Raw genomic sequence first — 15,845 nt, 5'->3', positions numbered from 1 at the left:
GGGCTTTCGGCCTCATATATGCTTATATGAGGGCGTTTTACGTTGATTCCTTTTGCCTTGTAGGGCATAAACAAGGAAAATGGATGTCGAAAGTGGGTAAGTTGTGGCAAAGAATAAATTTAATAAAAGTTGGTTGCAGGATCATTTAAATGATCCGTACGTGAAGATGGCTCAAAAAGAGGGTTATCGTGCACGAGCCGTTTATAAGCTAAGTGAGATAGACGAGCAAGACCGACTCATCAAAGCAGGTATGACCATAGTAGATCTTGGGAGCGCTCCTGGGAGCTGGTCTCAGTACGCTCGTAATCGGCTGACGGAGCTTGGTAAAAATAACCCCAATATTGAGTCTGGCAAGCCCGATGGAATCATTATTGCCATCGATATTCTGCCGATGGAGGATATTGCGGACGTCTCCTTTATTCAGGGGGATTTCCGTGAGGATGAGGGATTAAAAGCGCTAGAAGCCCTTTTGCCAGCCGATGCGGGTGGCAAAGTTGATTTGGTGATGTCTGATATGGCTCCAAATTTATCTGGGGTGGGGGTAGCAGATGCCGCCAGAATGGCCTTTTTGGCAGAAATTGCCTTAGATTTCTCGGTCCAGCACCTTAAGCCGGAAGGCGCTTTATTGATTAAGTGCTTTAACGGTAGTGGCTACAGCCAGATCGTGGAATCCTTTAAAAAGGTCTTTAAAACCGTGGCATCCAGAAAGCCTAAGGCCTCTAGGGCGAAGTCCTCGGAAATCTTTTTGCTAGGCCGAGACCTCAAAATACCCAAATAACCCCCATAAAATAGGGGTTTATAAAATAAATTAGCTCTTCGCTATTGAAAAAGCCTAGTAGTAGAATCAAATACTTAGATATAGCAATCCGCTTTAACTCCCGGATTAATCCGGCAAAGGTCTCCTTTTGAATAGCAATATGTTGCAAAAAATTGGTGTGTGGCTCATTGTGGGTCTGGTGTTGTTTACTGTTTTTAAACAGTTCGACAAACCAAAAGATCAGACTCAGGTCACGTATTCTCAATTCATGGACGATGCCAAGGCTGGCAAAGTCAAGCGAGTTGACGTGCAAGGTCGCACACTGCAAGTAACCCCAAATGACGGCAACAAATATTCCATCATCTCCCCAGGAGATATCTGGATGGTTGGCGACTTGATGAAGTTTGGTGTGCAGGTTACTGGTAAAGCGGATGATGAACCCAATATGTTGGTTTCTGCTTTGTATTATCTCGGACCAACTCTATTGATTATTGGTTTCTGGTTCTTCATGATGCGTCAGATGCAGGGTGGCGGTAAGGGTGGGGCATTCTCTTTCGGCAAATCCAAAGCACGTTTGATTGATGAGAACAGCAATACCGTAACTTTTGCTGATGTTGCTGGTTGCGATGAGGCTAAGGAAGAAGTCTTCGAGATTGTTGACTTCCTCAAGGATCCACAAAAGTTTCAGAAGCTCGGTGGTCGCATTCCTCATGGCGTATTGTTGGTAGGTCCTCCAGGTACTGGTAAGACCTTGCTCGCGCGTGCAATAGCAGGCGAAGCGAAGGTTCCCTTTTTCTCGATCTCTGGTTCAGACTTTGTGGAGATGTTCGTTGGTGTTGGTGCATCACGCGTGCGTGACATGTTTGAGAATGCTAAGAAAAATTCACCTTGCATTATCTTTATTGATGAGATTGATGCAGTTGGTCGTCACCGTGGTGCTGGTATGGGCGGTGGCAATGATGAGCGCGAACAAACTTTGAATCAGATGCTAGTTGAGATGGATGGTTTTGAAAGTAATAGCGGTGTGATCGTTGTTGCTGCAACCAACCGTTCCGATGTATTGGATAAAGCCTTATTACGCCCAGGCCGTTTTGATCGCCAGGTACACGTTGGTTTGCCAGACATCCGTGGCCGTGAGCAAATTCTGCAAGTGCATATGCGTAAAGTTCCAATTGATCCGGATGTGGATGCGGCGGTATTGGCACGCGGCACTCCTGGTTTCTCAGGGGCAGATCTAGCAAACTTGGTTAATGAGTCTGCATTATTTGCGGCACGTCGCAATAAGCGTGCCGTTGATATGAAAGACTTTGAAGACGCAAAAGACAAGATCTATATGGGCCCTGAGCGTAAGTCTGCGGTGATGCGTGAGGAAGAGCGTCGCAATACGGCGTATCACGAGTCTGGTCATGCCGTAGTTGCTAAGATCCTGCCTAAGGCAGATCCAGTCCATAAGGTCACCATCATGCCTCGCGGTATGGCATTAGGTGTGACTTGGCAGTTGCCTGAGTTTGATCGTGTGAACCTGTACAAAGATCGCATGTTGGAAGAGTTGGCTATTTTGTTTGGCGGCCGTGCTGCTGAAGAAGTCTTCTTGCACTCCATGAGTACGGGTGCCTCAAATGACTTTGAACGTGCCACCAAAATGGCGCGTGACATGGTAACCCGCTATGGAATGAGTGATAGCTTAGGTACGATGGTCTATGTCGATACTGAGTCTGAAAGTATTTTTGGACGCAATAGCTCAAAGACAGTTTCTGAGTTGACCCAGCAAAAGGTGGATGCTGAGATTCGTGCGCTGGTGGATAGTTCGTATGCATTAGCTAGATCTATTCTTGAGCAAAACCGCGATAAGGTTGAGGCGATGGTGACTGCTTTGCTTGAATGGGAAACCATTGATGCTGAGCAGATTAACGACATCATGGAAGGTCGCCCGCCACGCGCTCCAAAGCCGCCACCAGCAACCCAGTTTGGTAACTCTGCTGGTACGCCAGGTCCTGCTGCGGGCACTGCTCCAGCTACTGCTTAACTCATCTTTAGCTCATAATTAGTTGATGAAGCAAACTCTGCCCGCAACATGGCGTTGCGGGCGTTTTCTTTTTGACCTTAGCAAACGTCAACGCCCATTAGTCATGGGTATTTTGAATGCCACGCCAGATTCCTTTTCAGATGGTGGTAAGTTCAGAACCCCAAGCGATGCCATTGCACAAGCAGAGCGCATGATTGCCAACGGAGCAGACATGATTGATATTGGCGGTGAATCTACTCGCCCAGGTGCTGAGCCTGTCTCCCTGCAAGAAGAATTAGATCGCGTCTTACCAGTAATTGATGCTTTGAAAGATTGTGGTGTCCCCTTATCAATTGATACCTATAAATCTGAGACCATGCGTCAGGCACTCAATGCTGGAGTTGATTGCGTCAATGATATTTGGGCTCTACGACAAGAGGGGGCGGTAGAGGTGATCATTGAGAGTGATCAGTGTGATCCAAGTAAGCAGTGCGGCCTTATCCTTATGCACATGCAGCGTGATCCACAGACCATGCAATTTGATCCCGAGTATCGTGATGTCATTGCCGAGGTAAAGGTGTTTCTGCAAGAACGTGCAGCTTTGCTGGAGAGTCAAGGGATTGCTCAAAATAGAATTACCATCGATCCTGGCTTTGGTTTTGGTAAAAGTCTAGAGCACAACCTGAGGATGCTGGCGGATTTTGATCAATTCTCGCAATTAGGCTATCCGGTATTGGCCGGGATATCTCGTAAATCAATGCTAGGTAAATTAACAGGTCGCGATACTAATGACCGTGTAGCACCCAGTGTGGCAGCTGCCATTCTGGCCGCAGATCGTGGCGCTCGTATCATTCGCGTCCATGATGTTCAGGAGACGGTTGACTCCCTAAAGCTCTGGGAAGCGATCCAGGCATAACTTGCTTGGCTAAATACTCACAAGTTTTATAATTAAGAGTATGAAAAAACAATACTTTGGTACTGATGGCATCCGCGGCGAGGTAGGGCAATTTCCGATTGTTCCGGAATTCATTACACGTCTTGGCTATGCTGCAGGTAAAGTATTGAGTAGTCAGGTAAAGCCTGGTGAGCGCTGCAAGATTTTGATTGGTAAAGATACCCGTGTTTCTGGTTACCTATTAGAGGCAGCTCTAGAAGCTGGTTTCGCTGCCGCTGGTGTGGACGTCATGCTGTGTGGACCAATGCCCACCCCAGGGGTTGCTTACCTTACTAAAGCCTTGCGCTTATCTGCAGGTGTAGTCATCTCCGCTTCACACAACCCTTATCAAGATAACGGTATTAAATTTTTCTCCGCAGAGGGCGGTAAGTTAAGCGATGATTTTGAATTAGCGATTGAAGCTGAGCTTGCTAAGCCGATGGGTTGCGTTAGCTCAAAGGAGTTGGGTAAAGCTTTTCGTATAGATGATGCTGCTGGCCGTTATATCGAATTTTGTAAATCCACCTTTCCAGGTGAGCTAAATCTCAAAGGGATGAAGTTGGTTGTCGATTGTGCTCATGGCGCTGCATACCATATTGCCCCTCATGTCTTTCATGAGTTGGGTGCTGAAGTAATCTCGATTGGTGTTCAGCCCGATGGCCGTAATATTAATGATGGCTTTGGTGCTACCGCCCCTGCAGCATTAATCGCCAAGGTTAAAGAAACCAACGCTGATCTCGGCATTGCTTTGGATGGCGATGCGGATCGTCTGCAAATGGTTGATGCCTCTGGCCGATTATTTAATGGCGATGAACTCTTATACGTTCTTGCAAAAGATCGGATTAATCGCGGCCAAGCAATTAGTGGGGTGGTTGGTACATTGATGACGAACCTTGCAGTAGAAAATGCAATTCAGGGTTTAGGAATTGGCTTTGAGCGCGCCAATGTAGGGGACCGTTATGTCTTAGAGTTACTGAAGCAAAAAGGCTGGATTATTGGTGGTGAAGGTTCGGGCCATCTCCTTTGCCTTGATCAGCACTCAACTGGTGATGGCACTATTGCTGCGTTACAGGTGCTAGCAGCCATGAGTCAAGCTAAGAAGAGTTTGGTAGAGCTTCTGGACTCCGTAACGCTCTTCCCGCAGGTGCTTCTGAATGTCAAATTTAAGGCTGGCTACGACTGGAAGTCTGATGAGGCCCTTAAAGCTCAGATAAGCCAGGTCGAGACTGCTCTTAAGGGTAAGGGAAGGGTTCTTATTCGCGCTTCGGGTACAGAACCAGTCCTGCGGGTCATGGTAGAGGCTCAAGATGGAGATCTAGCTATGAGCTCAGCTAAAAGTATTGCAGATCTGGTGCCGATATCTAAGTAATTGATTTTATTAATTAAATTTGCATTAAAAAAGCTGTCATAAAAGGGTCACACTCAAGACGTATCTTCCTCCTATCGCAATGTTGCGTAATTTATCTGAGGAACGATCCATATGAACTCATTTTTGAAAAAAGCGTTGGTCATTGGCGCGATTTCAATTGCTCCAGTTGCCTTTGCAGCCGACATGACCGGTGCTGGCGCAACATTTCCATATCCAATCTATGCAAAATGGGCCGAAGCTTATAAAGCAAAAACTGGCTCAAACTTAAATTACCAGTCCATTGGTTCTTCCGGTGGTATCAAGCAAATCAAAGCGAAAACAGTGGATTTTGGTGCAACTGATAATCCAGTGAAGTTCGAAGATTTAGAAAAAGACGGCATGGTTCAGTTCCCAGCCATTATTGGAGGCGTGGTACCAGTCATGAACGTTGACGGTGTTAAGCCTGGTGAGCTCAAATTGGACGGCCCAACATTAGCTGATATTTTCCAAGGTGTGATTTCGGATTGGGGTGACAAGCGTATTGCTTTGATGAACCCAGGAGTGAAGATCCCCTCGGGTCCAATTACTGTTGTTCACCGTGCCGATGGATCCGGAACAACTGCAATTTTTACTGACTACTTAGCCAAAGCTAGTACCCTCTGGAAAGATGCTGTTGGTGCAGGCGCTGCCGTTAAATGGCCAGCGGCTTCATCTGTTGGCGGTAAAGGTAATGAAGGTGTTGCTGCAAACGTTTCTCGTGTTAAGAACTCAGTAGGTTATGTTGAGTATGCTTACGCCAAGAAAAACAAAATGACGCACATCTCTTTGAAAAATAAAGATGGCAATTATGTCCAGCCTGATGATGTAACTTTTGCTGCTGCTGCTGCTGGAACTGATTGGGCAAAGATCCCAGGTATGGGTACATTCATTACCAATGCTTCTGGTGCTAAATCCTGGCCAATCACTGGTGCATCTTTTATCCTCTTGTACAAGAATCCAGAAAATAAGGCGAATGCTGCTGAAGTAATGAAGTTCTTTGACTTCGGATTTAAAGATGGCAAGAATATGGCTTTAGAGTTAGATTACGTTCCAATGCCTGATGTAACTACCGATTTCATTCGCAAGAATGTATTTTCTAAGGTTGTTACCAAGTAAAGACAGATGATTAAGCCTTCTTAATCATTCATAAATAACAGCTCCACTAAAAGTGGGGCTGTTTCAATATTTAAATAAGCGTAATTTATGATGGAATCGACCCAGTCTCACGCGGCACCGACGCCTCAGGCGCTGAGTATCGCTAAGTTGCAGCGTATTCAGGACTTCCTCTTTCATGGAGTCACTCAATTTTTCGCCTTATCAGTGCTGATTGCTCTAATTGGGATCATCATTTCACTCATCATCAATGCTTGGCCGGCGCTAGATAAATTTGGAATTGGTTTTTTCTTTACCAAAGAGTGGGACATTATCAACGGAGAGTTTGGCGGCTTGATTGCAATCTATGGCACCATCGTGACCTCCCTGATTGCTCTGCTAATAGCCGTACCATTAAGTTTTGGTATCGCAGTCTTTCTTACAGAATTATGTCCTGCTGTTTTACGCAGACCCCTGGGCACAGCGGTTGAACTACTTGCGGCAGTCCCTTCCATCATCTACGGTATGTTTGGCTTATTTGTATTTGCACCACTATTCGCCGAGTATATTCAGCCAGCTTTGGCGGGTACTCTCGGACAGATTCCTGGTTTGGGAATTTTGTTCTCAGGTGCTTTTAATGGTATTGGTATTTTGTGTGCTGGTTTAATCTTGGCGATGATGATTTTGCCATTTATCGCCTCAGTGATGCGCGATGTTTTTGAGATTGTTCCGCCAGTATTAAAAGAGTCTGCTTATGGAATTGGCTGTACGACCTGGGAAGTGGTTAAAAATGTCGTTTTGCCTTATACCAAGGCAGGTGTCATTGGTGGAATTATGTTGGGATTAGGTAGGGCGCTTGGTGAAACCATGGCGGTTACCTTTGTTATTGGTAACGCCCATCGTCTGTCAGCATCTTTATTTGCCCCTGGTAATTCTATTGCCTCTACTTTGGCAAATGAGTTCGGTGAGGCTGAACTTGGACCCCATTACTCTTCATTATTTGCGTTGGGTCTAGCGCTATTTATGATTACATTCATTGTGTTGGCTATCGCGAAATGGATGCTCATGAATATGGAGAAAAAACAGGGATTGAAAACATGAACGGCCTCTCAAATATTAATCCCGCAATTTTTGCGAAACGCAAGCGCGCAAATAAAATTGGTCTAATCCTATCTACTGGGGCCATGATTGTAGGAATGGCATTCCTTTTATGGATCTTGAGCATTCTCTTTATCAAGGGATTCTCCTCAATTAATCTGGATGTTTTCACGCAAAGTACTCCTGCCCCTGGATCTGAGGGCGGCGGTTTGGCGAATGCAATTCTTGGAAGTTTAATGATCGTAGCCAGTTGTACTTTGATTAGTACGCCTATTGGGGTGCTTGCTGGTTTGTATCTTTCTGAGTATGGCGATAGAAGTAAGATTGCTTCCATCACTCGATTTGTTACAGATATTATGCTTTCGGCACCGTCAATTGTGATCGGCTTGTTTGTCTACGCCATTGTGGTTGCTCAAGTAAAGCATTTTTCTGGCTGGGCAGGCACTATTGCATTGGCGCTGATTGCTATTCCGGTGGTGGTACGAACTACTGAAAATATGTTGCGCTTAGTCCCTGGAAGTTTACGTGAGGCAGCTTATGCCTTGGGTACGCCGAAGTGGAAGGTAGCTTTTATGATCACCTTGCGCGCTGCACAAAGCGGTGTGATTACCGGAATCTTATTGGCACTTGCGCGTGTGAGCGGTGAAACTGCACCTTTACTCTTTACTGCGCTAAACAATCAATTTTTCTCTACAAATATGAACGCGCCAATGGCAAATTTACCGGTAGTCATATTCCAATTTGCAATGAGCCCCTACGATAACTGGGTGGATCTCGCTTGGGCAGCCGCTTTATTAATTACATTTGCAGTGTTGGGATTAAATATTCTGGCGCGAGTAGTGTTCCGTGAAAAAGTGCAAAGCTAATGGCCAATATGAAAACCATGTTTGACTTAAATACAATCGATAGTCAAGGAATCAAAATGAATGATCAAACCAATATGCAAACAGCAAAAGAAGTAAAAAATGCGCTTGAAGTGCGTAATTTAAACTTCTTTTACGGTTCATTTCAGGGTCTAAAAGATATTAATCTGGATATTGAAGAAGGCAAAGTGACCGCCTTCATTGGTCCTTCAGGTTGTGGTAAATCTACTTTGCTCCGAACTTTAAACCGCATGTATGACCTTTATCCTGGGCAACGTGCCGAAGGCCAGATTAACTTCTACGGTCAGAACACTTTGGAGCCTGGACAGGATCTCAATTTACTCCGCTCAAGAATCGGTATGGTTTTTCAGAAACCAACTCCGTTCCCAATGTCGATTTATGAAAACATTGCTTTTGGTGTGCGTCTATATGAAAAGCTTTCTCGCTCTGAAATGGATGAGCGTGTAGAGTGGGCCTTAAATAAGGCTGCATTATGGAATGAAGCCAAAGACAAATTAAACCAAAGTGGGTTATCTCTTTCTGGCGGTCAGCAGCAGCGCTTATGTATTGCACGTGGCGTGGCGGTTAAACCTTCCGTGATTCTGCTAGATGAGCCAACTTCTGCCTTGGATCCAATCTCTACCGGTAAGATTGAAGAGTTAATTAATGAGCTCAAGCATGAGTACACTATTGCGATTGTTACTCATAATATGCAACAAGCTGCTCGTGTATCGGATTACACTGCGTATATGTACCTAGGAAGCTTAATCGAGTTCGGTAAGACAGATGAAATCTTCATCAAGCCTAAGCGTAAAGAAACAGAAGATTACATTACCGGCCGTTTCGGTTAATTGGAGCTCTAAATGCCAGATAAACACCTTTCCTCACAATTTGACGTAGATTTAAATTCTCTCTCTAGCCGTTTGCTAGAAATGGGTGGTCTTGTTGAGTCTCAGATTTCAACGGCGATGCGTGCCTTTACGCAAATGGATGTTGAAACTTGTAATGTAGTTATTGCAAATGAGAAGTCTGTTAATGATCTTGAAATTCAGATTGATTCGGCCTGTACCGAATTGATTGCACGTCGTCAGCCTACGGCGCGAGATTTGCGACTAGTAATGGCCGTATCTAAAGCGATTACTAATCTGGAGCGAGCCGGCGATGAGGCAGAGCGTGTCGCCAAGAGAACGAAGCGCTTGATCGAGTCTGGAGAAACTTACAATATTAATGTCGCTGAAATTCGCCTATCTGGTCAAATGGCTATTTCACTATTACGTCGTAGTCTTGATGCTTTTGCTCGCTTAGATACAATTGCTGCTGCAGAAGTTGTGGAAGAAGATCGTCAGATTGATGAGGAATTTAGAGGCTTTGTGCGTAAGCTGATCTCTTACATGATGGAAGATCCACGTTCAATCTCTACTGGCTTAGATATGTTGACGATTGCTAAGGCGATTGAGCGTATTGGCGATCATGCAAAGAATATTGCTGAGTTCGTTATTTACATCGTCAAAGGCTCTGACGTACGACATATTCCTCATGAAGATTTAGTGCGCGAGGCAAATAGAGAATAAGCAATATCAATACGGACTTCATGATGACACACCGAATATTGATTGTTGAAGACGAGCCATCTATCGCGGAACTCATTGCGATTAATTTGACACATGCGGGGTATGATGTTCAAAAGGCTATGCAGACTGATATTGCACTAAATATGATGCGAGATGAGTTGCCTAGTTTATTAATTTTGGATTGGATGTTGCCAGGAAAATCTGGAGTTCAGTTTGCTCGAGAACTTAGAGCCAACGATAAAACACGGTCGCTCCCAATCCTAATGCTCACAGCTAAAAGCGAAGAATCCGACAAGGTTTTGGGCTTGGACTCGGGGGCAGATGATTATGTAACTAAGCCCTTTTCACCAAAAGAGTTGGTCGCCCGCGTTAAGGCTTTGCTGCGTCGTCAAACTCCGGTTGAGGATACTGGCCCGCTAGCTGTTGGCCCACTTAAACTTGATCCTTTATCCCATCGAGTCACTGCTGTTTGGCCTAATATGGACCCACAACCGGTCTCTTTGGGGCCCACGGAATACCGTTTACTTCAATTTTTAATGGCTAATCCGGAGAGGGTCCACTCCAGGGCGAATTTGCTAGATAAGGTCTGGGGTAATGAAGTCTATATCGAAGAACGTACTGTTGATGTTCATATCAAAAGACTGAGAGCTGCTTTGGCTCCCTCAGATTGTGATCGTTATATCGAGACTGTGCGTGGAAGCGGTTATCGAATCACCAAGATTCCTACCCAGACCTAAATAAGAAGGTCTTCTTGGCCCTTTTTTGTCTGGTATCGACCAGATGCTCTAAGATTGTCGTATGTTCTCTGTCATTTCCCGTTTTACTTTACTTATTTCCCTGGCGTTTATTGGGGGTTATATTGCGCTGAGCTTTCTTGGTCCTAGTGCAGCAATTGCCTCTGCAATTTGCGTGCTTTCCATACCCTTAATTTACTCATATATCAATCTTGCGCGACTGCGAAAATTTACTGTTGCCGACTCGGTTGAAACGATGCCGTTGCCAAGTGGATATTGGGAAGAAATTCTTTTCCGTCTTCAGCGTTTAGTTCGTAACCTTAAGCTGCAAATTCGATCTATAGAAAAGCAGCATGCTCGTTTCATTGAAGCATTTCAGGCCTCACCTAATGGCATCGTGATGTTGGATGATCAGGACCAAATCGAATGGTGTAATGGAATTGCTGAGCGTTTCTTCGGCTTAAACTTTAAGCGTGACGCGCTGCAACGGGTCAACTTTCTCATCCGTCGCCCAGAATTTATTCAGTATCTCTATAAACGTCAATTTGAGGAGCCATTGCTGCTGGAGCGAATGGGAAAGGGTGCAAACCTGAGTTTGATGCTACAGGCTTTTCCATTTGGGGATAATCGCCATCTCATGCTAATCCAAGATATTACTGATTTGCAAAAGGCAGATGCGATGAGGCGAGATTTTGTGGCAAATGTTTCTCACGAAATGAGAACCCCCATCACTGTATTGATGGGTTTTTTAGAAACCATGCAGTCGCTAGAGTTGGATAAGAGCCAACAAAATCAATATTTTGAAATGATGATGTCTCAGGCTCAGCGCATGAAGACTTTAGTTGAGGATTTGTTAACCCTCGCCAATCTTGAGTCAAATACTTTGCCTGCTCCGATGCAGGTAATTAGCATTCCAACTCTGATGGCCTTACTAAGAAATGATGCTGAGGCACTATCGCAGGGTCATCATGTCTTTAATTTTGAGGTCTCGAGCCCATCTAATTTAATGGGTGAAGAGCGGGAGATTCTTTCTGCTTTCGGTAATCTGGTTTCCAATGCGATTCGATACTCTCCAGATACTGCCTCAATTAGTGCTAATTGGCGCTTAAATCAGGATAGAGAGGGAGAATTTTCAGTAACCGATACTGGGCCTGGCATCGCCTCAGAGCACTTGTCTCGCTTAACTGAGCGCTTCTATCGTGTAGATAGAAGTCGCTCTAGGGATACAGGGGGAACTGGCCTAGGATTGGCAATTGTGAAGCATATTGCTAATCGCCATCAAGCACAGTTAATTATTGAGAGCACTCCTGGAAAGGGCAGTACTTTTATTTTGCGTTTCCCCAAGGAGCGTATTGCGGATTAAGTGGGTCTTACAGCATTAATCCTTCTTATCCTTCTTATCCTTCTTATCCTTCTTATCCTTCTTCTTTTTAGATTCTTTTGGAAGCTTATCTAGCTTGCCGTTCGCATAAAGACACCAAACTTTGATTTCTTCAAGAAGTTCATTTAGATCTTCATACGATAGATTTTTAAAGTCTTGCAAGCCAATAGCACCAGACTCTTGAAGCTGTTTTACAGCATCTTCGTATTTGTAATCGCCCATGGATTTTTCACTTTAAAGTAATAAGAACGACCCTATCCTAGCAAAGTAATATGACAAAACTACTTTTTTTGCCTTTAAATGCCGTTTTTAGTCTGGATCCGAGGAAATCTCTGAGCTACGCTTAGTCCCTGTGAGGCTGCTAAACAGCCGTTCTAGCGGCCCCCCTATGATCAGGGTAATTATGATGGCGGACAGCGCTAAACAGCCTAAAATAAGTTCACCAGCCCCGAATGCAGCTGCAATTAAGGCGCAAGACCAGATGCTAGCTGCAGTAGTGAGGCCATGGACTCTTTGTGAACTGCGCTCTCGAATGATTACGCCTGCACCCAAAAAACCTAAGCCGGTGACTAATCCCTGTAATACACGACTAAGGGCTTGAACATCGCTTGGTCCAAGGTGCCCAATGGTTAATACTGCCGTGGCCGAACCTATGGCAACTAGCGAGTGCGTTCTGATTCCGGCAGATTTATGATGCAGCCAGCGATTTAAGCCCAAAATTATCCCTGCCAATAGGGCTAGCAGGAGGCGAATGATCATTTCCCCATAGATATTCCAATATTCCATATTTTCCTTGGCGCTTCTAGATGTATTTGATTGGATATGTAAGGTTAAATGATTTTTCTAAGCTTAAGAGCGATATATACGGCAGCACCGGCAGTGGCCATGAGTGCCATCACAAAATAGAAGGACTCCTTTAATCCTGGCAAGTCCTCCATATTCATGCCCATGATGCCGGATAGTAAGGTCATTGGTAGGAAGATTACCGTCATTACGGATAAGACCTGTAAATTCCGTGCATTAAATTCAGCAACATGAGCTGCCTGTTCATCTTGTAATACCTTCGCGCGATCATATAGATTCGATATCTCTTGAACTAAGTAAGAGAGAAGATCCAAATCATCATTTAAGCGGTACCTATCCTCATCTGCAAACCAATAAGGTAAATGCTTTTGCAGTCGATGCAGAGCAATGAGCTCGGGTGAGAACTGGCGACGCAGGCGACTACATTGAATACGTATTCGACCAAGGTATTCATGCTCAGGCAATTCCTTACCCTTCAGTAAAATTTCCTCGAGATCATCCATGGTTTCAGAAAGACGCATAAGGAGCGTCCGCAGATACTCTGCACGTAAATCAATCAGCTCGTGAAATAGCTCAATGGCAGAGCATGGATTTAATTGACCATTTTTTAAGTCTGAGCGTAACTGATCTGTTGTTCTTAATGGATTATTTCTCAGAGAAATCATGAGGCGAGGGGTGAGAATGGCCCATAAGGTCCCTAGGCTTGAGCCACTGTCCTTCTCGCCAAACTCTTGATGAAAGTCATTCATCACCATGAGTAAGCAGTCGTCTAGCTTCTCAATTCTCTCTAGACGACTACGAGTAACGCCTTCATCGATCATCTCTATAACTCGCTCTGGTATCAAGCTAGTATTTTTTAACCAACGTTGAACTTGAGAGTTTGATAGGTTTAGATGAAGCCAGATTGATATATCTGGATCATTTAGCGCGTCGGCAATATCGAAGAGTGGGATTTCATGACTTTTGCCAGATGGGGTCATGGCCCAAGCAAATACAACACCATTGATCGGGAAGGGGTGGCTTAGGTTTTGAGTCACGGCAGGGAATTAATTTTCTTCAGATGTCATGTAAGTAATGAAGATTGTACGGTAGGCACTTCATCAATAGTGCCTGACATACTACTGACTCATTGTTTATTTAATATAAGATTTGAAATTTAGAGCATTCTTTTTAATAAACTTTTCAAAACTATCAAGGAATCTACTGTTATGAAAAAAACAATCTTCAAATTATTACTAATGTGGCGTGAAATAAGAATATCCTATTTGAATCGCTCTCTAAGACATCGTCTTGGAAGCTAGGGAATTAAAGGCCCATTGAAATCTTATTTCTTATTTTCGATACCCAAGACATTCAAGGGAATCAAGATAGGGCGAAAACTAAATGGGCTAGATTCTTTTGAATTTACCTGCACCTCGACCGCTTGCACTAGATCTGCACCCATCACTTCTAGTCTATAGACATTTTCTAATGTTTTCTTCTTACTACTAAGTAGAGGGTTATCGATCTTTAATTTGTGGCTGTCGCCATGTATCAAGAGAATAGGGATTGTTAAATTTTCAGAGCGATCTCGAAAAGTAGAGACAGTCTCACGATAGCCGCTGTTACTGCCATTCGCTGTTTCATCGGAGTAAAAAATATCCGCTTGAAATGCGAAAATAATCCCTGCATAAGCTTTTTCTTTGGCCAGATCAAAAGCATAATTGATCCAGGCTAAATTTGCTTCATTACGTAATGCATATTCTTTATTGGACTCTTCATCTCGACCAAGGTTATTGTTGGACCCCGGAATATGCAAATTCACAAATAAGAAGTTATCTCTAGTCCATAGAGAATTCTCTACATAGGTGCGGAAAATTGGCATTACATCTGCTTGCCGTTGCAGTTTTAACTTTGACCTTCCAAAGCTATTGCTAGAGTTAAATTGTAAAGTGCGGATATGTTCTAGACGCTCTAGGGGGTTATATGCTCCTGCCAAAATTCGGTGGCAGTCAGTCCACTCGTTATCACCAATGCTGTAGATCAAGGGGGATTTAAACGAGTTGAAATAGCTCGTCATTTTATGAACATGTTCATTGCTACATGGGGTGCTACCAGATTTCGTATCACCAACGAATATGGAGAACGCATTTTTTTTAGAATTAATGACCTTGATGAGACGCTCAAATCTTAGAAAGTCTGCTGGTTGGGAGTACGGCATATCTCCCAATGCAACGAACTTAAATGCCTCAGCCTGAGCGTTTCCAATGAATATGAAGGATAGGGCAATAAGACAAAGCTTGATGATATGCGATAGTTTGTTTATGAACATCATTGAAACCTCCAGGTAAACCCAATTTCAGAGCGAGATGAATTCGCCCCAGCATTGGAAATAACAATGCCCATGTTAGCTGCACTTCGCATATAAGATAGGCCAATATCTAAACTATCGTTTACAGAGAAGATGCTTGCCAATAAGGCGTAACTTGTTAAGTATTGCTCGTTGCTTGGTGGATTGGTCGTGATGCCCATATCTAGAGCTAGCCTCACACCCTTAACTACTGTCCAAACTGGTGCCGCAGAAAAGAATAGGATATTAGTTCGGTTAGCAATGGAGTTCATTCCAACTTGATAATTGGTGTTGTAGGGTGACTTCATAAAAGAACCATTTAAATGTAGCTCCACATCATCCCAGTACTTAGACCCGATCATATTTAAGCCAAAGTTAGGTAGTGCAAGATCCAGTCCGTAGACTTGCTGCTGATGTGTTCCTGGCAATGTTATGCTTGGCTTAATTGCCAGCGCCCACTTGTCTTGATTGCTTTCCGCAAACCGCCATTTAAGTGCAATGACCTTGTTCGATATGGGTGAGTAACTTCCCCTTGGATTGGCAAAGTAGGTCGCACCTATGCTGGCCTCTATATTTTCAGTAATGCCTCGGGTATAGGTAAATGGAAATGCTTTAGCCACGCCGCCACCAAAATATTCCTCTCCGGGAGTAATAATATCTACCGTATTGGCTGTGCTGCCACCACGTGACGCGGTTGTAAAAAAATATTGCTCAATTTGATTTCTATCTTTTGCTACGGTTCCCGCATCATCAGTATTGAGCGGTTCAAACGCATGACTAATGATCGGGATAAGAAGGAAAAGTAGGGCGGTTAAGCGCATTTCCAGGATGACTTATCTCATATAAATTGACTAACATATCCGATCAATGTGACAAATTGGGGTAATGGA

At 44.1% G+C, this 15,845-nt stretch carries 16 protein-coding genes; 11 read left to right on the top strand and 5 right to left on the bottom strand.

The features are described from left to right. Positions 1-103 precede the first annotated feature (103 nt). The 11 genes from ICN43_RS08110 to phoR all read left to right on the top strand — a co-directional run bounded on the left by ICN43_RS08110 (position 104) and on the right by phoR (position 11,804). Positions 104-778: an RlmE family RNA methyltransferase gene (locus ICN43_RS08110; protein WP_216198499.1), complete on the top strand. Its 675-nt coding sequence runs from the start codon at positions 104-106 to the stop codon at positions 776-778. 127 nt (positions 779-905) lie between these two features. Further along, a complete protein-coding gene (gene ftsH / locus ICN43_RS08105) occupies positions 906-2,783 on the top strand; it encodes an ATP-dependent zinc metalloprotease FtsH (RefSeq protein ID WP_216198495.1) in 1,878 nt (625 codons plus the stop codon). Between the two features lie 25 nt (positions 2,784-2,808). After that, entirely contained in the window at positions 2,809-3,678 is an 870-nt protein-coding gene (gene folP / locus ICN43_RS08100) for a dihydropteroate synthase (RefSeq protein ID WP_216198492.1), read from the top strand. 40 nt (positions 3,679-3,718) lie between these two features. Beyond that, positions 3,719-5,065 carry a phosphoglucosamine mutase gene (glmM, locus tag ICN43_RS08095; RefSeq protein WP_216198489.1) on the top strand — a complete coding sequence of 449 codons (1,347 nt, stop codon included), beginning with the start codon at positions 3,719-3,721 and terminating at the stop codon, positions 5,063-5,065. A gap of 111 nt (positions 5,066-5,176) precedes the next feature. Further along, positions 5,177-6,199 carry a phosphate ABC transporter substrate-binding protein PstS gene (gene pstS, locus ICN43_RS08090; RefSeq protein WP_216198487.1) on the top strand — a complete coding sequence of 341 codons (1,023 nt, stop codon included), beginning with the start codon at positions 5,177-5,179 and terminating at the stop codon, positions 6,197-6,199. A 90-nt stretch (positions 6,200-6,289) separates the two neighbouring features. After that, a complete protein-coding gene (pstC, locus tag ICN43_RS08085) occupies positions 6,290-7,276 on the top strand; it encodes a phosphate ABC transporter permease subunit PstC (protein WP_216200018.1) in 987 nt (328 codons plus the stop codon). Next, positions 7,273-8,139 (top strand): phosphate ABC transporter permease PstA, encoded by an 867-nt coding sequence (gene pstA / locus ICN43_RS08080; protein ID WP_216198484.1) that lies wholly within the window; start codon positions 7,273-7,275, stop codon positions 8,137-8,139. Before pstC ends, pstA begins: the two co-directional genes overlap by 4 nt. Before the next feature lie 56 nt (positions 8,140-8,195). Continuing rightward, positions 8,196-8,987 (top strand): phosphate ABC transporter ATP-binding protein PstB, encoded by a 792-nt coding sequence (gene pstB, locus ICN43_RS08075; protein WP_216198482.1) that lies wholly within the window; start codon positions 8,196-8,198, stop codon positions 8,985-8,987. Positions 8,988-8,999: 12 nt separating this feature from the next. After that, the gene (gene phoU / locus ICN43_RS08070; protein WP_216198479.1) at positions 9,000-9,707 is read left to right on the top strand and encodes a phosphate signaling complex protein PhoU; all 708 of its coding nucleotides are present in this window, start codon (positions 9,000-9,002) and stop codon (positions 9,705-9,707) included. Positions 9,708-9,730: 23 nt separating this feature from the next. Further along, positions 9,731-10,444, top strand: coding sequence for a phosphate regulon transcriptional regulator PhoB (gene phoB / locus ICN43_RS08065; RefSeq protein ID WP_216200016.1), 714 nt, complete (start codon positions 9,731-9,733; stop codon positions 10,442-10,444). A gap of 61 nt (positions 10,445-10,505) precedes the next feature. Further along, positions 10,506-11,804: a phosphate regulon sensor histidine kinase PhoR gene (gene phoR, locus ICN43_RS08060; protein WP_216198476.1), complete on the top strand. Its 1,299-nt coding sequence runs from the start codon at positions 10,506-10,508 to the stop codon at positions 11,802-11,804. Between the two features lie 15 nt (positions 11,805-11,819). On the opposite strand, the gene ICN43_RS08055 is transcribed toward phoR, so the two are convergent. The 5 genes from ICN43_RS08055 to ICN43_RS08035 form a co-directional block, all read right to left on the bottom strand. Further along, the gene (locus ICN43_RS08055; protein WP_216198473.1) at positions 11,820-12,044 is read right to left on the bottom strand and encodes a hypothetical protein; all 225 of its coding nucleotides are present in this window, start codon (positions 12,042-12,044) and stop codon (positions 11,820-11,822) included. An 87-nt stretch (positions 12,045-12,131) separates the two neighbouring features. Further along, positions 12,132-12,608, bottom strand: coding sequence for an MgtC/SapB family protein (locus ICN43_RS08050; protein WP_216198470.1), 477 nt, complete (start codon positions 12,606-12,608; stop codon positions 12,132-12,134). Positions 12,609-12,652: 44 nt separating this feature from the next. Beyond that, a complete protein-coding gene (locus ICN43_RS08045) occupies positions 12,653-13,663 on the bottom strand; it encodes a CorA family divalent cation transporter (protein WP_370623172.1) in 1,011 nt (336 codons plus the stop codon). Between the two features lie 287 nt (positions 13,664-13,950). Then, entirely contained in the window at positions 13,951-14,940 is a 990-nt protein-coding gene (locus ICN43_RS08040; RefSeq protein ID WP_216198468.1) for a hypothetical protein, read from the bottom strand. Beyond that, on the bottom strand, positions 14,937-15,776 hold the full coding sequence (locus ICN43_RS08035; protein ID WP_216198466.1) for a hypothetical protein: 840 nt from the start codon (positions 15,774-15,776) through the stop codon (positions 14,937-14,939). The genes ICN43_RS08040 and ICN43_RS08035 overlap by 4 nt, the downstream gene beginning before the upstream one ends. Between the last annotated feature and the right edge of the window lie 69 nt (positions 15,777-15,845).

The organism is Polynucleobacter sp. UK-Mo-2m-Kol15 (assembly GCF_018881505.1).
Taxonomy (GTDB): domain Bacteria; phylum Pseudomonadota; class Gammaproteobacteria; order Burkholderiales; family Burkholderiaceae; genus Polynucleobacter.
This window is presented reverse-complemented; position numbering and strand designations above follow the sequence as displayed.